This window comes from Streptomyces sp. enrichment culture, assembly GCF_964272895.1.
GTDB lineage: Bacteria > Actinomycetota > Actinomycetes > Streptomycetales > Streptomycetaceae > Streptomyces.
The window spans coordinates 2,687,493-2,706,589 of sequence record NZ_OZ186832.1; the positions used below are offsets into that span (position 1 = coordinate 2,687,493).

Sequence of the window (19,097 nt, forward strand, 5' to 3'; positions counted from 1 at the left end):
CGATCACCCACAGTGCCGCACCCCTCCCCCGTCCGGGCCGCCCAGAGCCGCGTCCTGCCTGGTCGGAGGCCCCGTCAAGGGCGACACGCGGGGCCGCGGCCCGCACCCCCATTCGGCGCAAGGGCCGCACGGCCCCGTACGCGCCCGCAACGACGAACCGGCCGCTCTCCCGGTGGGGAGAGCGGCCGGCCGCGCGGGATCCGTCGTGACGTCAGTCGTTGACGCACTCGTTGCCGAACGCCGGGTTCAGCAGGCCGACGAGGTTGACGGTGTTGCCGCAGACGTTGACCGGGACGTGGACCGGGACCTGGACGACGTTGCCCGACAGCACGCCCGGGGACTTGGCCGCGGCGGCGCCCGCGTCGGCGTCGGCGGCGGCGACACCGGCGCCACCGGCTACGGCCGCGACGGCGGCGGAGGTCATGACCAGGCCCTTCGCGATACGCGACATGGAGAGGTGCTCCTTGGGGTTGACGCAAACACCCGGGCGGGGATGCCCGGCGCTGTGAAAACGCGCGGCGCACCGGGGGGTTGCGCCGCCAATGGAGTGATCCCGGCGGGGCCTTGACTTCACCATTCCGACACACTTATCCGCTTTCAACGGATTAATACGGATAGCGACTAGAGTTGCGGACCTCCTGACCCACCCCTATTGCCAGCAAATCGCACGAAAGGGAGCCGCCGGTCATGCACATCCCCCAGCCGAAACCGGCCGTCGGCGGCGCACCGGGGGCGCGCGTACCGGCGTGCGCGCGCCCCGTCGGCCACGACACGGACGTGTTCGAACGGACCGGGGGTTCGCGGTCCGGCGGTGACCAGCCCGGCTCCCGGCTCGTTTCCCCACGGAACGCGGCATGGGCCGACGGGCCCTTCGTCACCGCCGACGGCCGGCAGTGAGCGCGTTCCCGCACCTTCCCAGCGTCACCCGTGAGCGAGGACACCGCGCATGCACCAGTCAGCACACGACCCTCCGCCGCGGGTCCTCCACGTCACGCAGCCCGTGGACGGCGGAGTCGCCCGAGTGGTCGTCCAACTGGTCCGCGCCCAGCTCACCGCCGGTGCGCACCCCGTCGTCGCCTGCCCCGACGGCCCGCTGACCACCACCTTGCGCGAACTGGGCGCCGAGGTGCGGCACTGGCCGGCGACCCGTTCGCCGGGCCCGGTGCTCGCCCGTGAGACCCGCTCCCTCGCCCGTCTGATCGACGACGTACGGCCCGAACTGGTGCACGCCCACAGTGCGAAGGCCGGGCTCGCCGGGCGGCTCGCTGTGCGCGGGCGGATCCCCACCGTGTTCCAGCCGCACGCCTGGTCCTTCGAGGCGGTCGCCGGCACCACCGCCGCGCTCGCCCTCAGCTGGGAGCGGCTGGGATCCCGTTGGGCGCATCGCACGGTGTGCGTCAGCGAGGCCGAACGGGAGCGGGGAGTGCGCGCCGGGATCGCCGGACACTGGGCCGTGGTGCCCAACGGCGTCGACCCCGAGGTCTTCCGGCCGGCAGCCGTGACCACCGTACGGGCCACGCTGCCGCCCGCTGTGCAGGACACGGCGCCACTGGTGGTGTGCGTGGGGCGGCTGTGCCCGCAGAAGGGGCAGGACGTGCTGCTGCGGGCGTGGCCCGAGGTCGTGCGGCGGGTGCCGGGAGCGCGGCTGGCGCTGGTCGGCGACGGCCCCGACCGGGAGGAACTGGCCGCGGGCGCACCGGAGTCGGTGGTGTTCGCCGGTGCCGTGACCGACACCGTGCCCTGGTACCAGGCCGCCGATGTGGTGGTGCTGCCCTCGCGCTGGGAGGGCATGGCGCTGGCGCCGCTGGAGGCGATGGCCTGCGGACGGCCCGTGGTGCTGACCGACGTGGACGGCGCCCGCGAGAGCCTTCCCGCCGAGCTCGCCCCGCGTTGCCTGGTGCCTCCGGGCGACCCCGCGGCGCTCGCCGCATCCCTCAGCGACCTGCTGAGCGACCCGCCGCTGCGGGAGTCGCTCGGCCACCAGGGGCGACGGCACGTCCTCGCCGCGCACGACGTGCGGCACACCGCCGAGGCGGTCGGCGAGGTGTACCGCGAGCTGCTGGGCGACGCATGGCCTGCGGCGCGTGTCGCGCCCACCGAGTACAGGGAGTCCATCCACTCGTGACCGCGGAAAGTACCGTCCCCTCGCCCGGCGCCCAGCCGCGGGACCACGGATTCTCACCTCTGTCGGTGCTGCCGACGCGCGGCGCCGGTTTCCTCTTCCCCGCCCGCAGACCCCCGGCGCGCCCCGCCTCCCCCCTGCCGCTGCTCCTGACCGACGCCTCGGCCGCGGCCGTGGGCGCGCTGGCGCTCGCCGAACGCCGCCCGATCCTGGTGGCGCTGCTGATCGCCGCGGCGATGCTGCTGCACCCGCACCCGTCCCGGCGCGTCGACGGCGTCCTCGACGAACTGCCCGCCGTGTGCGGCCGGATCACGGTGGCCTGGCTCGGACTGGGGGCGCTCGTCGCGGCGTACTCCCCGCAGCACGCGCTGTCCGCCCGCACCCTCGCCCTCGGCATCGCCACCCAGACGACGGCGTCCTGCATCGGCCGCGCCTTCGTGCACTGGGAGCGCCGCGCGGCCCTGCTGCGCCGCCCGCGTGCCGCGCTCGTCGTCGGCCCGGCCGCCACCGCGCAACGGGTGGCCGCCGCGGTGCTGCGCCACCCCCGCAGCGGGGTCCGCCCGGTCGGGGTGGTCGCCGACCGTCCCGACGGCGAGGGCGGGCTCCCGGTGCTCACCACCGGCGCCGAGGTGCAGCGGGCGCTGATCCAGAACGCCGTGCGCGACGTCCTGGTCGTGCACCCCTCGGCGCGGGTGCAGCAGGCGCCGCTGCTGCGGGCGCTCGCCGAGTCGGGGTGCGCGGTGTGGGAGCTGGACGCCGACTCGCCGTCCCACGAGGCGCGCGAACTGCTCGCCGGGTTCTCCTGCCGGCGGCTGCGGCTGGGCTCGGGGCAGCGCGGCAGCGCCGGCAAGCGGGTGCTGGACGTGGTGGTGTCCGGGGCGCTGCTGCTCGGGGTGAGCCCGCTGCTGCTGGTGTGCGCGGTGGTGCTGCGGCTGACCGACGGGCCCGGCGTCGTCTTCCGTCAGGAGCGCATCGGCAAGGACGGGCGCCCCTTCACCCTGCTGAAGTTCCGCACCCACCGCCCCGCCGACGAGCACGAGGCCGCCACCCGCTGGAGCGTGGCCGACCAGCCCGACATGCGCTGGTTCTGCCGCTTCCTGCGCCGCACGTCCCTCGACGAACTGCTCCAGCTGTGGAACGTCTTCCGCGGTGACATGAGCCTGGTCGGCCCGCGTCCCGAACGCCCTTACTTCGTCGGCCAGTTCAGCCAGACCTACCCCGGCTACGCGGCCCGGCACCGGATGCGCACCGGCATCACCGGACTCGCCCAGATCAACGGGCTGCGCGGTGACACCTCCATCGAGGACCGGGCCCGCTTCGACAACGCCTACATCGACAACTGGTCGCTGTGGCAGGACATCTGCATCCTGCTGCGCACCGCGGCCGCGCTCGTGCGTCCGACGGGGAGCTGAGCCGATGACCCTCGCCCTGCCGCTGGCGTCCCGCCGGACACCGTCGCCGGTGTGGCCCGTGGTGGCCGTGGTCGTCCTGCTCGGTCTGCCCCTCGGTCCGGGAGGAGAGGGCGGCGCGGGACCGGCGGACGCCGTGTCGGCCCTCGTCGTCGGGTTCTGCGTGGTCCGGCTGCTGCGGCAGCGGCGGCGCCCGCTCAGCCGCGGTGCCGCGGTGGTGCTCGCGCTGCCGGTGGTGGGCCTGGCGTTCGCCGCGGTCGGCGCGGCCTCGCCGGGGGCCGCGCTGACCGGGCTCGGCCGCTACCTCCAGGTGTTCGTGCTGGTGCCGGCCGCGGTGGTGCTGCTGATCCGGGACCGGGCCGACTTCCGGCTGCTGGCCTGGGCGTTCGTGGCGCTGGCCGGCTGGGAGGGCGCGGTCGGCGTCCACCAGTACGTCACCGGCACCGGCGCCTCCTACCAGGGCCAGCAGATCCGGGCCGTGGGCACCTTCGGCGCGCAGGACGTGATGGGCATGGCGACCGTCGTGTCCTTCGGCCTGGTCTGCGCGGTCGGGCTGGCGCTCGGACGGGCCCCGCTGCGGCAGCGGGGCATCGCCACCGCCTGCGCGCTCGCGCTGCTGGTGCCGCTCGCGCTGTCCTTCAGCCGCGGCGCCTGGATCGCCACCGCCGTGACCGTCGCGGTGCTGCTGTGTCTGGCGGGGCTGCGACGGGCGCTGACGGCGGGCGCGGTCGCCCTCGCGGCGGGCGTGGTCCTGGTCGGCGGGTTCGGGATCGGCACGGCGATGCTCCAGGAGCGCATCGCCAGCATCACCCAGGTCACCGACGCGCCGGACCAGTCCGTCACCGACCGGTACACCATGTGGGCGGCGGCCGGCGACATGTGGCGCGACCGCCCGCTGACCGGCGTCGGCCTCAAGGGCTTCCCCGAGCACCGCGACGCCCACGCCTCCCTCGCGCTGTCCTCCGGCAGCGACACCGAGGGCGCGGGCACGGCCTACCGCAAGCAGCCGCTGCTGTCCCCGCACAACATGTACCTGCTGGTCCTCGCCGAACAGGGTCTCGTCGGGCTCCTCGCCCTCGCCGGGAGCTGGCTGGCCCTGCTGGTGTGCGCCCTGCACGGGCTGTGGCGGGTACGCCGCACGGGCGGCCCGGGCCTGGACTGCGCCCTTGTCTCCTGCGGGCTGCTGATCTGGCAGCTCACCGACTTTTTCTACGCCGACATCGGCGGCCCCTCCACCGTGCTGACCGCCGTCTGCCTGGGCCTTGCGGCGTGGTGGGCGCTGGTCGGCGGGCGGGAAGCCGGGGGCCCGCGGCGGCCGTCGGGCGACACGCCCGAGGCCACCGGCTCGGCGTCCCCGCTGCGCGAGCGGCACGGCCTCGCCGGTCCGGAGGGTGCGGCGCGATGACGGTGACGCCTGTCCCGCCGCCCCGGGCCGAGGACTCGGCGACGGTGCCATCGGCCCGGCCCACGACGTCGGCCGAGGAGGCGACGGCCGAACGCCCCCGTGCCGGCGCGCGGGCGGAGCCCGCCGAGCTCACGGAACCTGAAGCGGTCACCGAGCCCACCGAGCTCACCCACGCCGACCCCTCCACCCACGTCTCCGACGCCGCCCCGGACACCGAGCCCGCCCGCCCCGCTCCCCCCGGCGGCACCCCCGAACTCCCCTCCGCCTCCCGCCGCTTCCTCGCCCGCGCCGCGCTCGTCACCGCCGCCCTCTCGGTGGCCGGGGCGCTGCTCGGGCTGGTGCGGGACCAGGCGCTCGCCCGGTTGTTCGGGGCGGGCAGCGACACGGACGCGTTCCTCGTGGCCTGGACCGTGCCGGAGTTCGCGGCGACCCTGCTGATCGAGGACGGCCTGGCCTTCGCGCTGGTCCCCGCCTTCAGCGTGGCGCTGGCCCGACGGGCCCGCGGCGGCTCCGGCGATCCGGTACGGGCGCTGGTCACGAGCACCCTGCCGGGACTAGCCCTGGCCTTCGTCGCCGTAGGGGCCCTGATCGTGCTGGCCGCCCCCCAGTTGGTCGCCGTCCTCGCCCCCGGCCTGCCCGACCCCGCTCTCGCCGTGGACTGCACCCGCCTCACCGCCACCTGCGTGCTCAGCTTCGGGCTCGCCGGGTACTGCAGCGCGGCCCTGCGCGCCCACCGCCGGTTCCTGGCCCCGGCGGCGATCTACGTGGCGTACAACACCGGCATCATCACCGGGATGTTCCTGCTCGGCGGGCGCTGGGGGGTGCGTTCGGCGGCGATCGGGGTGGCGATCGGCGGGTGTCTGATGCTCGCCGTCCAACTGCCGTCGCTGCTGAGGCTGTTCCGGCGCAAGGAGCCCGCGGTCCTCGCCGAACCCCAGGAGCAGGAGCGGCCCCTCGCCCTCGCGCTGATCGCGACCGTGCTGCTGTTCGCGCTGTGCCGTCAGTCCCAGGTGCTCATCGAACGCTTCCTCGCCTCCCATCTGCCCTCCGGCGCCATCTCGCATCTCAACTACGCCCAGAAGGTGGCGCAGATGCCGATGGTGCTGTCGCTGATGCTGTGCACGGTCACCTTCCCGGTCGTCGCGCGCGCCCTGGCCGACGGTGACACCGAGCGGGCCCGCGACCGGGTGGAGCGGGACATCGCGCTGGCCGCGTGTGTGGTGCTGCTGGGCACGGCCGCGGTGGTCGCCTGCGCCCCGCAGATCGTGGAACTGCTCTTCCAGCGCGGGGCGTTCACCGCGCGGGACACCACGGCCACCGCGAACGTGATGCGGGTGTACGCCCTCGGACTGCTCGGCCAGACCCTGGTCGGCGTCCTGGTGCGCTCCTACTTCTCCGCCGCCCGCGCCAGCTGGTACCCCATCGGCGCGATGGCCCTCGGCATCGTCGCCACCACCTGGATCGGCGTGTGGACCGTCCGCCCCTGGGGCGTGCTCGGCATCGCCGCCGCCAACGCCGCCGGCATCACCCTCACCGCCGCCCTGCTGCTGGCCGGCATGCGCCGCCGGAGCATTCCCATCCGGGTCCGCCCGGTGCTGCGCGAGCTGAGCCGCCCGGTGCGCGCGGCGCTGGTCGCGGGGCTCGCCGGCGCGTTCGTCGCGAGCCGCGTCCCGGAGCCGCTGCCGGGCCTGGCCGCGGGCGGCACCACCGTCACCGTCGTCTTCGTCCTGCTGGGCTGGGCGCTGGGCGCCCAGGGCATCGCATCCGCACTCCGATCCGTACCCGCCGCGACCCGAAGGCTCCCGCATGGCCGTAACCGTTGACACCGACAGACCGACTGCGAGGACTTCGGCCCCCTGGGTGGCGATGTACCACTCGGTGGCCGACTGCACCGACGACCCCTACCGCATCACCGTCACGCCCGAACGCCTCGACGGACAGCTGGCCTGGCTGCGCCGCCGCGGCCTGACCGGCGTCTCCATGACCGATCTGCTCGCCGCCCGCGCGCGCGGCGAGAGCCGTGGCCTGGTGGGCCTGACCTTCGACGACGGCTACGCCGACTTCGTCACCGCCGCCCTGCCCGTGCTGCGCCGCCACCGCTGCAACGCCACCCTGTTCGTGCTGCCCGGCCGGCTCGGCGGCGACAACGCCTGGGACCCGCTGGGCCCGCGCAAACCGCTGCTGACCGCCGACGGCATCCGGCGGGCCGCCGAGGCCGGTGTGGAGATCGGCTCGCACGGGCTGACCCACATCGACCTGACCCGCGCCGACGACCCGCAGCTCACCGCCGAGGTCGGCGAGAGCAGGGCCCGGCTCACCGAGCTGACGGGCGCTCCGATCGCCGGGTTCTGCTACCCGTACGGGCGGGTCGACCGCCGTGCCGTGGCCGCCGTCGCCGACGCCGGGTACAGCTACGCCTGCGCCATCGACCCCGGCCCGCTGACCGGCCCGCTGGCCCTGCCGCGGGTGCACATCGGGCAGCGCGACAGGGCCGTACGCCTGTATCTCAAGCACCGGCTACACCGGCTGCGCCGCCGCCCCGTGGGAGGTCCGCGGTGAGGGCGCTGCATGTGATCACCGGGCTCGGGGTGGGCGGCGCCGAGCAGCAACTGCGGCTGCTGCTGCGGCATCTGCCGGTGGACTGCGACGTGGTGACCCTCACCAACCCGGGCGCGGTCGCCGACGGGCTGATCGCCGACGGGGTGGACGTCACCCACCTCGGGATGGGCGGCAACCGCGACCTGGGCGCACTGCCCCGGCTGACCCGGCTCATCCGCTCCGGCGGCTACGACCTCGTCCACACCCACCTCTACCGGGCGTGTGTGTACGGGCGGCTGGCGGCGCGGCTCGCCGGGGTGCGCGCGATCGTGGCCACCGAGCACTCCCTCGGCGACTCCCAGATGGAGGGCCGCCGGCTCACCCGAGGGGTGCGCGCCCTGTACCTGGCCACCGAGCGCCTGGGCCGCTCCACGGTGGCCGTCTCCCCCACGGTCGCCGAACGCCTCAGGCGCTGGGGTGTGCCCGCCCCGCGGATCGAGGTCGTCCCCAACGGCATCGACCTGGACCGCTTCCGCTTCGACCCGCTCCAGCGCCACCGCACCCGCCAGCGCCTCGGCCTGCCCGACAGCGCCTATGTCGTCGGCGGCATCGGCCGGCTCACCGCCGGCAAGCGCTTCGACGTCCTGGTGCGCGCCCTCGCCGAACTCCCCGACGACCACTGGCTGCTGCTGGTGGGCGGCGGCCCCGAGGAGAACGTGCTGCGCCGCACCGCGCACGAGGCCGGCGTCGCCGACCGGGTGCTGTTCACCGGCGAGCGGCCCTATCTGCCCGACGGCTCCCCCGGCCCCGATCTGCCGTCGCTGGCCTCCGCGATGGATCTGCTGGCCTCGCCGTCGCCCGAGGAGGCGTTCGGTCTTGCCGTCGTGGAGGGGCTCGCGTCCGGGCTGCCGGTGCTCTACGCCTCCTGCCCCGCCATCGAGGACCTGCCCCCGCACGCCGCGCCCGCCGCACGCCGGGTCACCGGCGGCCCCGACGCCTTCGCCCGCGCGATCCGCGAGGTGCGCGGCGCCGGTCCGGCCCCGCGCACCGCCCCCGAGGCGGCCCACCACTACAGCATCACCCGCAGCGCCGCCCGGCTCATGGACGTGTACGCGGCGGCGGTCGCCCCCTCCGCAACCCCCGCGTTTCCATCACCCCAGGGAGTGAGCTCCTCATGACCGACAAGACCACCGCACAGCACCGCGCGGCCCGTCCCCTGGCCCGCGTCAGGGCCCTGCCGCCCTGGACGCTGGCCGCGGCCGGCGTCCTGGCGGGCGGCCTGCTGGGCGGCGCGTACGGGGCGCTGAAGACGCCGACGTACACCGCGACCAGCTATGTCGTGGCCGTCCCCGCGGAGAAGTCGGACCCGGCGGCGGCGCTCGGCTTCGCCCAGGCATACGGCCGGGTCGCCACCCAGATCGCGGTGCTCGGGGACGCGCAGGTGTGGGCGGGCGTGCCGGTGAGGACCCTGAAGTCCAGTGTGCGCACCGCGACCTCGCCGGACGCCCCGATGGTCGCGATCAGCGCCACCTCCTCGCGTCCGGACCTCGCCGCCGACATGGCCAACGCCGTCGCCCGCGCGCTGACCCGGCACGCGGGTGACAGCGCGCAGGCCACCCGCGTCGAGCTGGAGCAGTTCGCCCGCGCCACCAAGCCCACCGAACCGTCCTCGGCGTCCCCGGCGCTGACCGGGCTGGTCGGCGCGAGCGCGGGCGGCCTGCTCGGCGGCATGGCCCTGCTGGTCCGCCCCCGGCGCGCCCCGCGCGCCGAGGAACCGGCCGCCTCCCTGCCCGCCCCGGCCGTCGCCGCCGACACCCGCGGCGCGCTGTGAGGCCGCCGCACCCGACGGAGGCCGCGCCCGCCCCGGACCCGACGAAGGCCGCCCCCGCCCGGACCGTGCCCGCGCCGCACGGCAAGCGGCCCGCGCCCCCGGCGTACACCACCGAACTGGTCACCGACGACGCCGCCTTCGCCGCCCTGGCCGGGGACTGGGACCGGCTCCACCGCCGGTGCGCGACCGCGACCCCGTTCCAGACGCACGCCTGGCTGCACTCGTGGTGGCTGTCGTACGGCCGGCGGGGGCGGCTGCGGCTGCTGCTGGTGCGCCACGCCGGTGACCTCGTCGCGGTCGCGCCCCTGACGGCCGTACGCCGTCCGCTGCCCGCGCTGGTGCCGCTCGGCGGGGAGATCTCGGACTACGGGGACGTGCTGCTGGACGACGAGCACGCCGAGGGCGCGGCCGCCGCGCTCACCGAGCGCCTGGGGGCGGCCGCCCGCACCGCGCTGATCGACTTCACCGAGGTACGGCCGGGCGCCGCCGTCGAACGGATCTACGACCGCTGGGCGGGCCCGCGCCGCCGGGTGAGCGACTCCGTCTGCCTGGAGCTGCCCGCGCTGCCCATGGACCAGCTGGTCGCCCGGCTGCACAGCAAGGCCCAGCAGCGGGTGCGCGCCAAGCTGCGCAAGCTGCACGCGCTCGGCGTCCACCGCCAGGTCGTGGGCCCCGACGAGGTCGACGGCGCGCTGCGGCGCCTGCTGGAGCTGCACCGGCTGCAGTGGCAGGGCCGCAAGGTCACCGGGGAGCATCTGCGGCCCCGCTTCGGGGAGCACCTGGCGCGCGCGGTCGGGCCGATGGTGCGCTCCGGGGACGCCGTGGTCACCGAGTTCCGGCTCGACGGCGACGTGGTCGCGGTCGATCTGACGCTGGTCTCGCCCCGGCTGGCGGGCGGCTATCTCTACGGCGCCCATCCGCGGCTGCGCGAGCTCAAGGCGGACGTGGCGGTAATGCTGCTCGACGCGGGCGCCGAGCGCATCCGCGCGGGCGGCCACGGCACGCTGAGCCTGCTGCGCGGCAACGAGCCGTACAAGCACCACTGGCGGCCCGAACCGGTCGTCAACCAGCGGCTGCTGCTCGCCCGCCGGCGCACCGCCCCGCTGCTCGGCGCCGCCCTGGCCGAGGCCGCGGCCCGGCAGCGGGCCAAGGAACTGCTGCGCCGGGGCGAGCGCGACGGCGGCGGCAGGTCCTGACAGGGCCTGCCGCCGCCGTGGGGGCCGCGGCCGCCGCTCAGCGCAGCCGCGACCACCAGTCGAACTTGATGCACAGCTTCCCGCCGAGCCAGTACTCCACCCAGTCGCCCAGCTCCAGCGGCGCGCACGAGCCCGACGGCGGCACCGGCTGGGTCGGCTTCGGCGGCACACTCGGCACAGTCGGCACCGGGAACGTGGGTGTCGGGACCGTCGGCGTCGGGATCGTGGGCGTCGGAACCGTCGGCGTCGGGACCGGAGTGGTCGGCGTGGGCACCGAGGTGTCCGTACGGCCCGACAGCACCGCCCGGTACACCGCGGACGACCTCGGGTTCTGCGAGCACTGCCACACCCCGTGCGGGCAGTAGTCCGTCACCGTGTTGTACAGCGGCTTGTGCTCGTCCATCCAGGCGAGCATGCGCCGCATGTACTCGGCGTTGTCGCCGTTGCGGAACAGCCCCCACTCGGGGTACGAGATGGCCTTGCCGTGGGCCTTGGCGAACTCCACATGGTCCTGGAGCCCGTACGGCTCCTTGACCTGCTGGTCGAACGTCAGCCCGGCCGGCTGGTCGTAGGAGTCCATGCCGACGATGTCGACGGTGTCGTCACCGGGGTAGCACTGGGTCCAGGGCACGGCGTCCCGCCCGCGGCTCGGGGTGAAGTCGAACCTGAACTTCTGCCCGGGCACGGACCGCATGGTGGTGACGATCCTGTTCCAGTACGTCTTCCAGGACTGCGGGTCCGGGCCGCACCGGTGGGTGTAGGTGGTGCCGTTCATCTCCCAGCCGAGGACCAGGATGGTGTCCGGGACCTCCAGATCCACCAGCCGCTGGGCCAGGGCGCGGAAGTGCCGGTCGAACTCCCCGGCGGCACCGCGCCTCAGCAGCGTGCGCACCTCGGCGTCGGACAGGCCCTCCTCGTTGCGCTCCAGCATGGGGACGTTGAGGACGAGCATCCGGTCGGGCCGCTCGGTGCGCCAGTCGGCCCACACGTCCAGGAATCCGGGCCGGCCCTCGATGTTGCTCCAGCGGTCGCCGGGCAGATAGGTGTGGCCGACGCGCAGCTCTGAGCCGCCCAGCCAGTCGCTGAGCTCCTCGATCCGGGCGACGCCCCGGGCGCCGTAGTCGAGGTACGCGCCGAAGGCGGGGCTCTTCTCCCGGGCGGGCGGCGGGGTGGATCCGGCCGGTGCGCTCGGCACCAGGGGGGTGGGGACCGCGGTCGCCGCGGGGGACTCGGCGGGCTGGGCCGCGGGTGCCGGGGACGTCGGCGTGGGAGCGGGAGGATCGCCGACCGCCACCACTCCCAGTCCCGCGGCGAAACCGGGACCGGACGCCAGGGCGGCCGATGCCGCGACCGCCGCCGCGACCAGCGCCAGTCGCCGGGACCGGGACCGACGTTGCTGTGGGGCCATGCCTGCTCCTCTCTCCACTCTCGCGCTTGCGTTCTGACGGGTTGTCTCTTCTGTCGCCCCCGCCCCGTTTCTCCCCTGCGATTACTGACACTGAGTCATATGAAAGACATATACGCCAGCGCAGGTGCGGCGTCCGGGTGTCCTTTCACCCGGCCGGGTGCACACCAGTGCGCCCCGGACGGCGACTGGCGGGTCGTCGTCCGGGGCGCTGGTGCGGCAGATCACGGGTGCCGCGCCCGCTGGGTCACTGGTGGGAGCCGGAGCGGCGGCCTCGCCGGTGGAGCAGGGCGCCGGCGAGGATCAGCACGGCGCTGACACCCGAGGCGGCGATCATGGCCTCACTGCCGGTGTCGGGCAGGTGCGGCTTCGGGCCGTGCCCCGGAGGCTTGGTGCCGTGCGTGGGCGGGGCCGTCGTGGTCGGCGGGGCCGTGGTGGTCGGCGGCGCGGAGGTGGTCGGCGGGGCCGAGGTCGTGGGCGGAGCCGACGTCGTGGGCGGAGCCGACGTCGTGGGCGGAGCCGACGTCGTGGGCGGAGCCGACGTCGTGGGCGGAGCCGACGTGGTCGGCGGGGCCGTGGTGGTCGGCGGAGCCGAGGTGGTCGGCGGCGCGGAAGTGGTCGGCGGGGCCGACGTCGTGGGCGGCGCGGAAGTGGTCGGCGGAGCCGAGGTGGTCGGCGGAGCCGTCGTGTGCGGGGGCTTGGTGTGCGGCGGCTTGGTGTGCGGGGGCTTCGTGTACGGAGGCTTGGTGTGCGGGGGCTTCGTATAGGGAGGCTTGGTGTGCGGCGGATACGACGGCGTGTCCCCGTAGCCGCCGTCCGAGCCGTCACCATGGCCGTCGTTCTCGTCGTGGTCGTCGTAGCCACCGTGGCCGCCGCCGAACACGCCGTCGCCCCCGCTGATCGCGTCGAGGCCGCCCCCGGCCAGGTGGGACGTTTCCTCGCCGTACCCGGAATCGTCGTCGGAACCCGTGCGGTGGGTGCCCGAGGTCGCGCTGGGCGCGGAGCTGGGGGCCCCGCCGGCCGCGTAGTCGGCGAGGGCGGGGCTGCCGCACAGAGACAGGATGCTCGTCGCGGCGGCCGCCGCGACCATCCCCCTACTCAGGGTCTGTCGCACTCTCGTTGTCTTCCTGCTTGATGAGGATGGGAAAGGCCGGCCCCGGAACGGTGCAGAGAATCGGTCCGAGGCCGGCCGTGGCGCAGCCGCGCGGTTGCGTGCTCGACTCGAGAGGTCAGTCGTTGACGCAGGTGTTGCCGAACGCCGGGTTCAGCAGCGCGATCACGTTGACCGTGTTGCCACAGACGTTGATCGGAACGTGCACGGGAACCTGGACGACGTTGCCCGACAGCACGCCCGGCGACTTGTAGGCGCCACCGACGGCCTCGGCGTCGGCGAAGGCCGGCGCGGCGGCGCCGCCCAGTGCAAGGAGCGCGCCCGCGACGAGGGCAGCGGTCTTCTTCATGAACTTTCCCTTCTCTGCGGTCATGCCCTTATGACGGCCGAAGCCGAGCGAGCTCACTGGGATGGCTCGCACCATGACCGGCAGCTGTAGAACGAGGGATAGACAGCGGAAGAAACTAATGAACGCGAGTCGCGGGGGAATTCACTCGAACGTCCTCACAGAATTGACACCGAGGACACACAGGAGAGGAAACGCTTCGCCTGAGTGGTGGAAATTCAGCTGTTCATACGTTTGGCGAGAGCGACGACAGCACGGAGGCCGCCCGCGGACGGAGCGTCAAGCTCCTTGCCGCGAGCGGCCTCTGATGCTTGATCAGTTACCCGTGCCGTTGCCGGACAGCGCCGAGACGTCGCTGAGGATGTGCGACAGCGGCTCGTCGCCCTTGGCCTGGGTGGAGTTCTCGGCGCACTGCTGGTTCTGCGGCGCGGAGAGGATCGGCACGTCCTGGGCCACACCGACGGCGGCGATGATGCCGACGATGGCCTGGAGGTTCGCCTTGACGGGCACGCCCGCGCACAGCTTGTTGGCGGAGCCCTGCACCAGGGTGGCCTGCGGGCTCATCTTGCCGCCGGTCACCGAGTTGCCGAACGCGGAGTGGGCGCCGTTGCCGCTGGCGGTCTTGGTGCCGTCACCGTTACCGACGGCAAGCGCCTGGGGGGCGGCCGCTGCCGACGCGCCTACGACGGACGCGGCGACCGCCGCCGCGGCCATTGCCTTCTTCAGCATTACGCTTTTCCTTTCCTGACCCGCCCCGTAGGTTTCCTGGCCCACCACGCGGATTCTGCTGACCCTTCAAGCGGGTGCCTGCCCTGGCATCAACCCGGCGGCGCGGGAATGGTTGCGGCCATTCACCCGTAAGGATCGATTGCGCCATCGGGGTGAATCGGGACAACCATGCGGACCGGGAGCAGTTGGTCAGGACGCTCCGGTGGACGGGGTTTCTCCAGAAGGGACTACACCAAGTGATCAAGAAGGTTCTGGCCACCGCCGCGGTCGCCGCTACGGTCACGGGCGCGGCCTCCCCGGCCATGGCGGTCGGAAACGGCGACGGCACCCACACCGCCAGCGGCAACGGCGCCACCCAGTCGTTCGGCAACTCGGCCACGTACGGCCACATGAGCCCGCAGATGGCGCTCATCCAGGGCTCCTTCAACAAGCCCTGCATCGGCCTGCCGGCCAAGGCGAACCTCCAGGGTCTCGTCGGCCTGGTCGCCGTCGGTGTCCTGCAGGACGTGCCGATCCTCTCCGCCCCGCAGAACCAGCAGTGTGTCGAGAACTCCACCCAGGCCAAGGGCGACGAGCCGCTCTCGCACATCCTGGACGACATCTCGCTCCTGTCGGGCAACGGCGAGGGCAACTGACGTCGTACCGCCCCGCACGACGGGCCGCCGGTTCTCCGGCGGCCCGTCGGCATGTCCGGCGGCATCTCCGTCGGCATGTCATGCCGTAAGGCCCGCGGGGGCGTTCGTCCCATGATCCCAATGCGCTGGGCCGTTCGGGGCATTCCCCGCAACCCGCACGCCCCTTCCACCGTTGACGATCATGCAACTCCCCACCGGAGTCCGGTTCTCGAAGGGAAAGATCATGAAGAAGCTGTGGGCAACCGCGGCTATCGCCGCTTCCGTAGTCGGCGCCGCCTCCCCCGCCATGGCGGTCGGTAACGGCGACGGCACCCACTCCGCCAGCGGCAACGGCGCCTCCCAGTCGTTCGGCAACTCGGCCACGTTCGGTGACATGAGCCCGCAGCTCTCGCTGGTCCAGGGTTCGCTGAACAAGCCCTGCATCGGCCTGCCGGCCAAGCTCAACGCCCAGGGTCTCGTCGGCATCGTCGCCGTCGGCGTCCTGCAGGACGTGCCGATCCTCTCCGCGCCGCAGAACCAGCAGTGTGTCGAGAACTCCACCCAGGCCAAGGGCGACGAGCCGCTCTCGCACATCCTGGACGACGTCGCACTTCTGTCGGGCAACGGCGAAGGCAACTGACGTAGTACCGCCCCCGCGACGGCGGGCCGCCGGATCCACCGGTGGCCCGCCGTTCGCATGTCCGCGGCTCAGCGCCGGTAGAGCTCCTCGATCTGCTCGGCGTACGCCCGCAGCACCGCCTGCCGCTTGACCTTCAGGGACGGGGTGAGCATGCCGTTGTCCTCGGTGAACTCGCCCTCCACCAGGGCGAAGGCGCGGATGGACTCGGCGCGCGAGACGGCCCGGTTGGCGTGGTCGACGGCCCGCTGGACGTCGGCGCGCAGCCGCTCGTCGCGCACCAGCTCGGCCATCGGTGTGTCGGCCGGCAGCTTGCGGACGGCGAGCCAGTGGGCGACGGCCTCCGGGTCCAGGGTGATCAGCGCGGCGACGAAGGGGCGGTTGTCGCCGACGACGAGGCACTGGCCGACCGGGGCGCGGCTGCGCAACCGGTCCTCCAGGACGGCCGGGGAGACGTTCTTGCCGCCGGTGGTGATGATGAGGTCCTTCTTGCGGCCGGTGATGGTGAGGTAGCCGTCCTGGTCGAGGGCGCCCAGGTCGCCGGTGGCGAACCAGCCGTCCGTCAGGGCCTCGGCGGTGGCCTCGGGGTTGTTCCAGTAGCCGCCGAAGACGATGCCGCCCTTGATCAGCACCTCCCCGTCGTCGGCGATACAGACCGCGGTGCCGGGCACCGGGCGGCCGACCGTGCCGGGGCGGGGTTCGAGCGGGGGGACGACGGTGGCGGCCGCGGTGGTCTCGGTCAGGCCGTACCCCTCGTAGACGATGATCCCGGCGGCGTAGAAGAACAGGTTGAGCTCGCGTTCCAGCGGGGAGCCGCCGCTGATGGCGTAGCGGGCGCGGCCGCCCAGTTCCTTGCGGATACGGCGGTAGACCAGCAGGTCGTACAGCGCCCAGGCGGCGTACAGGCCGGGGCCCGGGCCCTTGCCGCGGCCGAGGAACCGGTCCAGGTGGGCCTCGCCGAACCGGACGGCGATGCGGTGGGCGCGGTCGAAGGAGGCGGCGCGGCCGAGTTTCTCGGCGGTGGCGCGGCCGGTGTCGTGGATCTTCTCGAAGAGGTAGGGCACGCCCACCAGGAAGGTGGGGCGGAACTCCTTGAGGGCGGGGCGCAGTTCGTCGGGCTTGATGCTCGGGCAGTGGCCGAGCTCGATGCGGGCCAGCTGGCAGGCGATCTGCAGGGTGCGGCCCATGATGTGGGCGAGCGGCAGGAAGAGGAGGGTGGCGGCGGTCTGGCCGGTGACCTCCTTGAAGATCGGGTGCAGCAGCTCGACGGTGTTCGCGGCCTCGGCGTGCAGATGGGCGTGGGTGAGGACGCAGCCCTTGGGGCGGCCGGTGGTGCCGGAGGTGTAGCAGAGGGTGGCGACGGTGTCGGGGGTGAGGCAGGCGCGGCGCTTGGTGATCTCCTCGTCGGTGAGGTGGCGGCCGAGGCCGGTGAGGTCGTCCATGGCGCCCGCGTCCAGCTCCCACAGGCGCGGGGGCTCGGGGTGCGCGGCGGTGCCCTCCCGGACGGTCGCGGTGTTCTCGGCGGTCTCGGTGATCACGAAGCGGGCGCCGGAGTCGCGGACGATCCACTCCACCTGCTCGGCGGAGGAGGTGGCGTAGATCGGCACGACCTGGCCGCCGGCCGCCCAGATCGCGAAGTCCAGGAGCGTCCACTCGTAGCGGGTACGGGACATCACCGCGACCCGGCCGCCCGGTTCCAGGCCCGCCGCCGCGAGGCCCTTGGCGACGGCGGTGACCTCGCGGGCGAACGCGGCGGCGGTGACCGCGGCCCAGGTGCCCCGTTCGCGGCGGCGCAGGACGGTGGCGTCGGGGGCCTCGGCGGCGTTGGTGAAAGGGATGTCGGCGATGCTGCCGGTGGTCAGGGGCGGGGCCAGCGGTGCGGCGCGGGCCTCGCGCACCGCGCCGGTGTCGTCCCTGACCAGTTCGAGCCGGCCTCGGGCCGCCAGGTCGGTACGTCGCCCTGCCCGCTTCAGATCCCTGCGTACGCCCATGACGGCTCCCGGTGCGCGTGTGCCGGTGAACGACCTTGGTGCGACGCCAACTTACTCACGCGTAAGGAAGAGTCAATGGGTGCGGCAGCGGGCGTTCACATCAGCCGGTCGGCCTGCCGGACGGCGTCGGCGAGGTCCTGGACCGCCGGGTCCTCGGTGAGGTCGGCGAGTTCCCCGGTGTCCTCGGCGAGCTGGGCGAGGCTGCCGGGCGCTCCGGGCAGGCCGGTCTCGCCCGCCCCGCGCAGGGCGTCGGCGAAGTAGGCGGCGGCCGCGCTGACCTGGAAGCGGGGGGCGGCCGTGCGCAGGGAGCCGTGCAGGTCGGAGGTCTCCAGCAGGCCGGAGCGCTCGTGCGGGGCCCGGGTGCGCGGGTCGAGCCAGCGGACGGTGGCCGTGGCGAGGTGGCCGGAGGCGCCGGGCGCGGTGCGCACTGCGTACAGCGCGGTCACGGTGTGGCCGGGGCCCACCTCGCCGCCGTCCACCCGGTCGTCGCGGAAGTCCTCGTCGGCGACGGCCCGGTTGTCGTAGCCGACCAGGCGGTACTCCTCGACGGTCGCCGGGTCGAAGACGACCTGGGCCTTGGCGTCGCGGGCGGTGAGGTCGACGTGGCGCGGAAGCTGTTCGCAGAACACCTCGCGGGCCTCCGCCGCGTCCGACACGTACACGGTGTGGCCGTCGCCGCGGTCGGCGAGGCGTTCCATCAGCGCGTCGCCGTAGGAGCTGCCGACGCCGACGCCGAAGAGGGTGATGCCGTGCTCGCGGCGGGTCTCGGCGATCTTCTCCAGGATGGTGTCGGGGTCGGTGTCGCCGGTGTTGGCGAGCGCGTCGGAGACGAGCACGACCCGGTTGACCGCGCCCTCGCGCAGGCCCTCGACGGCGGTGGCGTAGCCGTTCTCGACGCCCGCGCCGAGGTTGGTGGAGCCGCGGACCTCCAGGCTGTCGACGGCCCGGTGGATCTCCTCGCGGTTGCCGCCGAGCCGGGTCATCGGCAGCACGGTCTCGGCCTCGTCGGAGAAGGTGACCAGGGCGACGGAGTCGTCGTCGCGCAGCCGGTCGGTCATCACGCCCAGGGACTCCTTGGCGAGGTCCAGGCGGCCGGGCTCGCTCATGGAGCCGGAGACGTCGACGACGAAGGTGAGCGCGGCCGGCGGGCGTTCGTCCCGGTCCTCGGCCGGGCGGGTGGCGAGGCCGACGCGGACCAGGGACCAGTCCCGCGCACCGGTGCGGGCGCCGTCGACGGTGACCGTGAAGCCGTTGCCGTCGGGGCGTTCGTACTCCTGGCGGAAGCTGTTGACGAACTCCTCGGGCCGCACCTGCGACGGGTCGGGGGCACGGCCCTCGGCGAGGACGCGGCGGGCGTAGCCGTAGGAGGCGGTGTCCACGTCCAGGGCGAAGGTGGACACCAGGTCAGGAGCGCGCTCGGTGTCCCGCGTGTCCTCGCTCAGGTCCTGCTCGTCGGCGGTCGGCCGGGGTGCGGGCGGGGCGGGGAAGCCGGTGGCCTTCGCACCCTCGCTCCGGTCGCCGCTGTGTCCGGTGCCGCCGTCGCCGCAGGCCGTCAGCAGCAGGCCGCCGGCCGCGGCGAGGGCGGTCAGTGCGCCCGCCGTGCGCCGCCCGCGCCGGCGCCCCTGTGTCCCGTAGCGCTCCATCCGCTGTGCCCCCTCGTTCCGTCGACGTCGTGGTCTGTGGTGACTGTGACGGCGCCGGGGCCCGGAACGTGCGTGACGGGGTGTTGCGGAAGGGTCTCGAAGCGGGCACGGCCGGGGCCC

Annotated in this window: 17 protein-coding genes; 10 read left to right on the forward strand and 7 right to left on the reverse strand. The window is 74.1% G+C overall.

Annotated features, from left to right (window positions below; all coding sequences use genetic code 11):
- Positions 1 to 211: 211 nt before the first annotated feature.
- Positions 212 to 451 carry a chaplin gene (locus ACSU6M_RS12160; protein ID WP_437069479.1) on the reverse strand — a complete coding sequence of 80 codons (240 nt, stop codon included), beginning with the start codon at positions 449 to 451 and terminating at the stop codon, positions 212 to 214.
- A gap of 495 nt (positions 452 to 946) precedes the next feature.
- On the opposite strand from ACSU6M_RS12160, the gene ACSU6M_RS12165 reads away from it, so the two are divergent.
- From ACSU6M_RS12165 to ACSU6M_RS12200, 8 genes are all read left to right on the forward strand, one after another.
- On the forward strand, positions 947 to 2,125 hold the full coding sequence (locus tag ACSU6M_RS12165) for a glycosyltransferase family 4 protein (protein WP_437069481.1): 1,179 nt from the start codon (positions 947 to 949) through the stop codon (positions 2,123 to 2,125).
- Positions 2,122 to 3,534, forward strand: a complete 1,413-nt coding sequence (locus tag ACSU6M_RS12170) for an exopolysaccharide biosynthesis polyprenyl glycosylphosphotransferase (protein WP_437069482.1) — start codon at positions 2,122 to 2,124, stop codon at positions 3,532 to 3,534. The genes ACSU6M_RS12165 and ACSU6M_RS12170 overlap by 4 nt, the downstream gene beginning before the upstream one ends.
- 4 nt (positions 3,535 to 3,538) lie before the next feature.
- Positions 3,539 to 4,936 (forward strand): O-antigen ligase family protein, encoded by a 1,398-nt coding sequence (locus ACSU6M_RS12175; RefSeq protein WP_437069484.1) that lies wholly within the window; start codon positions 3,539 to 3,541, stop codon positions 4,934 to 4,936.
- The gene (murJ, locus tag ACSU6M_RS12180; protein ID WP_437069486.1) at positions 4,933 to 6,759 is read left to right on the forward strand and encodes a murein biosynthesis integral membrane protein MurJ; all 1,827 of its coding nucleotides are present in this window, start codon (positions 4,933 to 4,935) and stop codon (positions 6,757 to 6,759) included. The genes ACSU6M_RS12175 and murJ overlap by 4 nt, the downstream gene beginning before the upstream one ends.
- Positions 6,743 to 7,495 (forward strand): polysaccharide deacetylase family protein, encoded by a 753-nt coding sequence (locus ACSU6M_RS12185; RefSeq protein WP_437069488.1) that lies wholly within the window; start codon positions 6,743 to 6,745, stop codon positions 7,493 to 7,495. The genes murJ and ACSU6M_RS12185 overlap by 17 nt, the downstream gene beginning before the upstream one ends.
- Entirely contained in the window at positions 7,492 to 8,652 is a 1,161-nt protein-coding gene (locus ACSU6M_RS12190) for a glycosyltransferase (protein ID WP_437069489.1), read from the forward strand. The genes ACSU6M_RS12185 and ACSU6M_RS12190 overlap by 4 nt, the downstream gene beginning before the upstream one ends.
- The gene (locus ACSU6M_RS12195; protein WP_437069490.1) at positions 8,649 to 9,305 is read left to right on the forward strand and encodes a lipopolysaccharide biosynthesis protein; all 657 of its coding nucleotides are present in this window, start codon (positions 8,649 to 8,651) and stop codon (positions 9,303 to 9,305) included. The genes ACSU6M_RS12190 and ACSU6M_RS12195 overlap by 4 nt, the downstream gene beginning before the upstream one ends.
- A 65-nt stretch (positions 9,306 to 9,370) precedes the next feature.
- Positions 9,371 to 10,501 (forward strand): GNAT family N-acetyltransferase, encoded by a 1,131-nt coding sequence (locus ACSU6M_RS12200; protein WP_437075109.1) that lies wholly within the window; start codon positions 9,371 to 9,373, stop codon positions 10,499 to 10,501.
- A 37-nt stretch (positions 10,502 to 10,538) separates the two neighbouring features.
- On the opposite strand, the gene ACSU6M_RS12205 is transcribed toward ACSU6M_RS12200, so the two are convergent.
- The 4 genes from ACSU6M_RS12205 to ACSU6M_RS12220 form a co-directional block, all read right to left on the reverse strand.
- The gene (locus tag ACSU6M_RS12205; RefSeq protein WP_437069492.1) at positions 10,539 to 11,909 is read right to left on the reverse strand and encodes a glycoside hydrolase family 26 protein; all 1,371 of its coding nucleotides are present in this window, start codon (positions 11,907 to 11,909) and stop codon (positions 10,539 to 10,541) included.
- A gap of 244 nt (positions 11,910 to 12,153) precedes the next feature.
- Positions 12,154 to 12,996 (reverse strand): LPXTG cell wall anchor domain-containing protein, encoded by an 843-nt coding sequence (locus ACSU6M_RS12210; RefSeq protein WP_437069494.1) that lies wholly within the window; start codon positions 12,994 to 12,996, stop codon positions 12,154 to 12,156.
- Positions 12,997 to 13,135: 139 nt separating this feature from the next.
- The gene (locus ACSU6M_RS12215) at positions 13,136 to 13,390 is read right to left on the reverse strand and encodes a chaplin (RefSeq protein ID WP_437069496.1); all 255 of its coding nucleotides are present in this window, start codon (positions 13,388 to 13,390) and stop codon (positions 13,136 to 13,138) included.
- Positions 13,391 to 13,678: 288 nt separating this feature from the next.
- Positions 13,679 to 14,092 (reverse strand): rodlin, encoded by a 414-nt coding sequence (locus tag ACSU6M_RS12220; RefSeq protein ID WP_437069498.1) that lies wholly within the window; start codon positions 14,090 to 14,092, stop codon positions 13,679 to 13,681.
- Positions 14,093 to 14,328: 236 nt separating this feature from the next.
- Here ACSU6M_RS12220 and ACSU6M_RS12225 point away from each other — a divergent pair, with 236 nt between their 5' ends.
- The gene (locus ACSU6M_RS12225) at positions 14,329 to 14,727 is read left to right on the forward strand and encodes a rodlin (protein ID WP_437069500.1); all 399 of its coding nucleotides are present in this window, start codon (positions 14,329 to 14,331) and stop codon (positions 14,725 to 14,727) included.
- A 223-nt stretch (positions 14,728 to 14,950) separates the two neighbouring features.
- Positions 14,951 to 15,346 (forward strand): rodlin, encoded by a 396-nt coding sequence (locus ACSU6M_RS12230; protein ID WP_437069502.1) that lies wholly within the window; start codon positions 14,951 to 14,953, stop codon positions 15,344 to 15,346.
- A 68-nt stretch (positions 15,347 to 15,414) separates the two neighbouring features.
- Here ACSU6M_RS12230 and ACSU6M_RS12235 read toward each other — a convergent pair whose 3' ends face one another.
- Both ACSU6M_RS12235 and ACSU6M_RS12240 read right to left on the reverse strand, forming a co-directional pair.
- Positions 15,415 to 17,334, reverse strand: coding sequence for an AMP-dependent synthetase/ligase (locus ACSU6M_RS12235; RefSeq protein ID WP_437069503.1), 1,920 nt, complete (start codon positions 17,332 to 17,334; stop codon positions 15,415 to 15,417).
- A 95-nt stretch (positions 17,335 to 17,429) separates the two neighbouring features.
- The gene (locus tag ACSU6M_RS12240) at positions 17,430 to 18,977 is read right to left on the reverse strand and encodes a YfbK domain-containing protein (RefSeq protein WP_437069505.1); all 1,548 of its coding nucleotides are present in this window, start codon (positions 18,975 to 18,977) and stop codon (positions 17,430 to 17,432) included.
- Between the last annotated feature and the right edge of the window lie 120 nt (positions 18,978 to 19,097).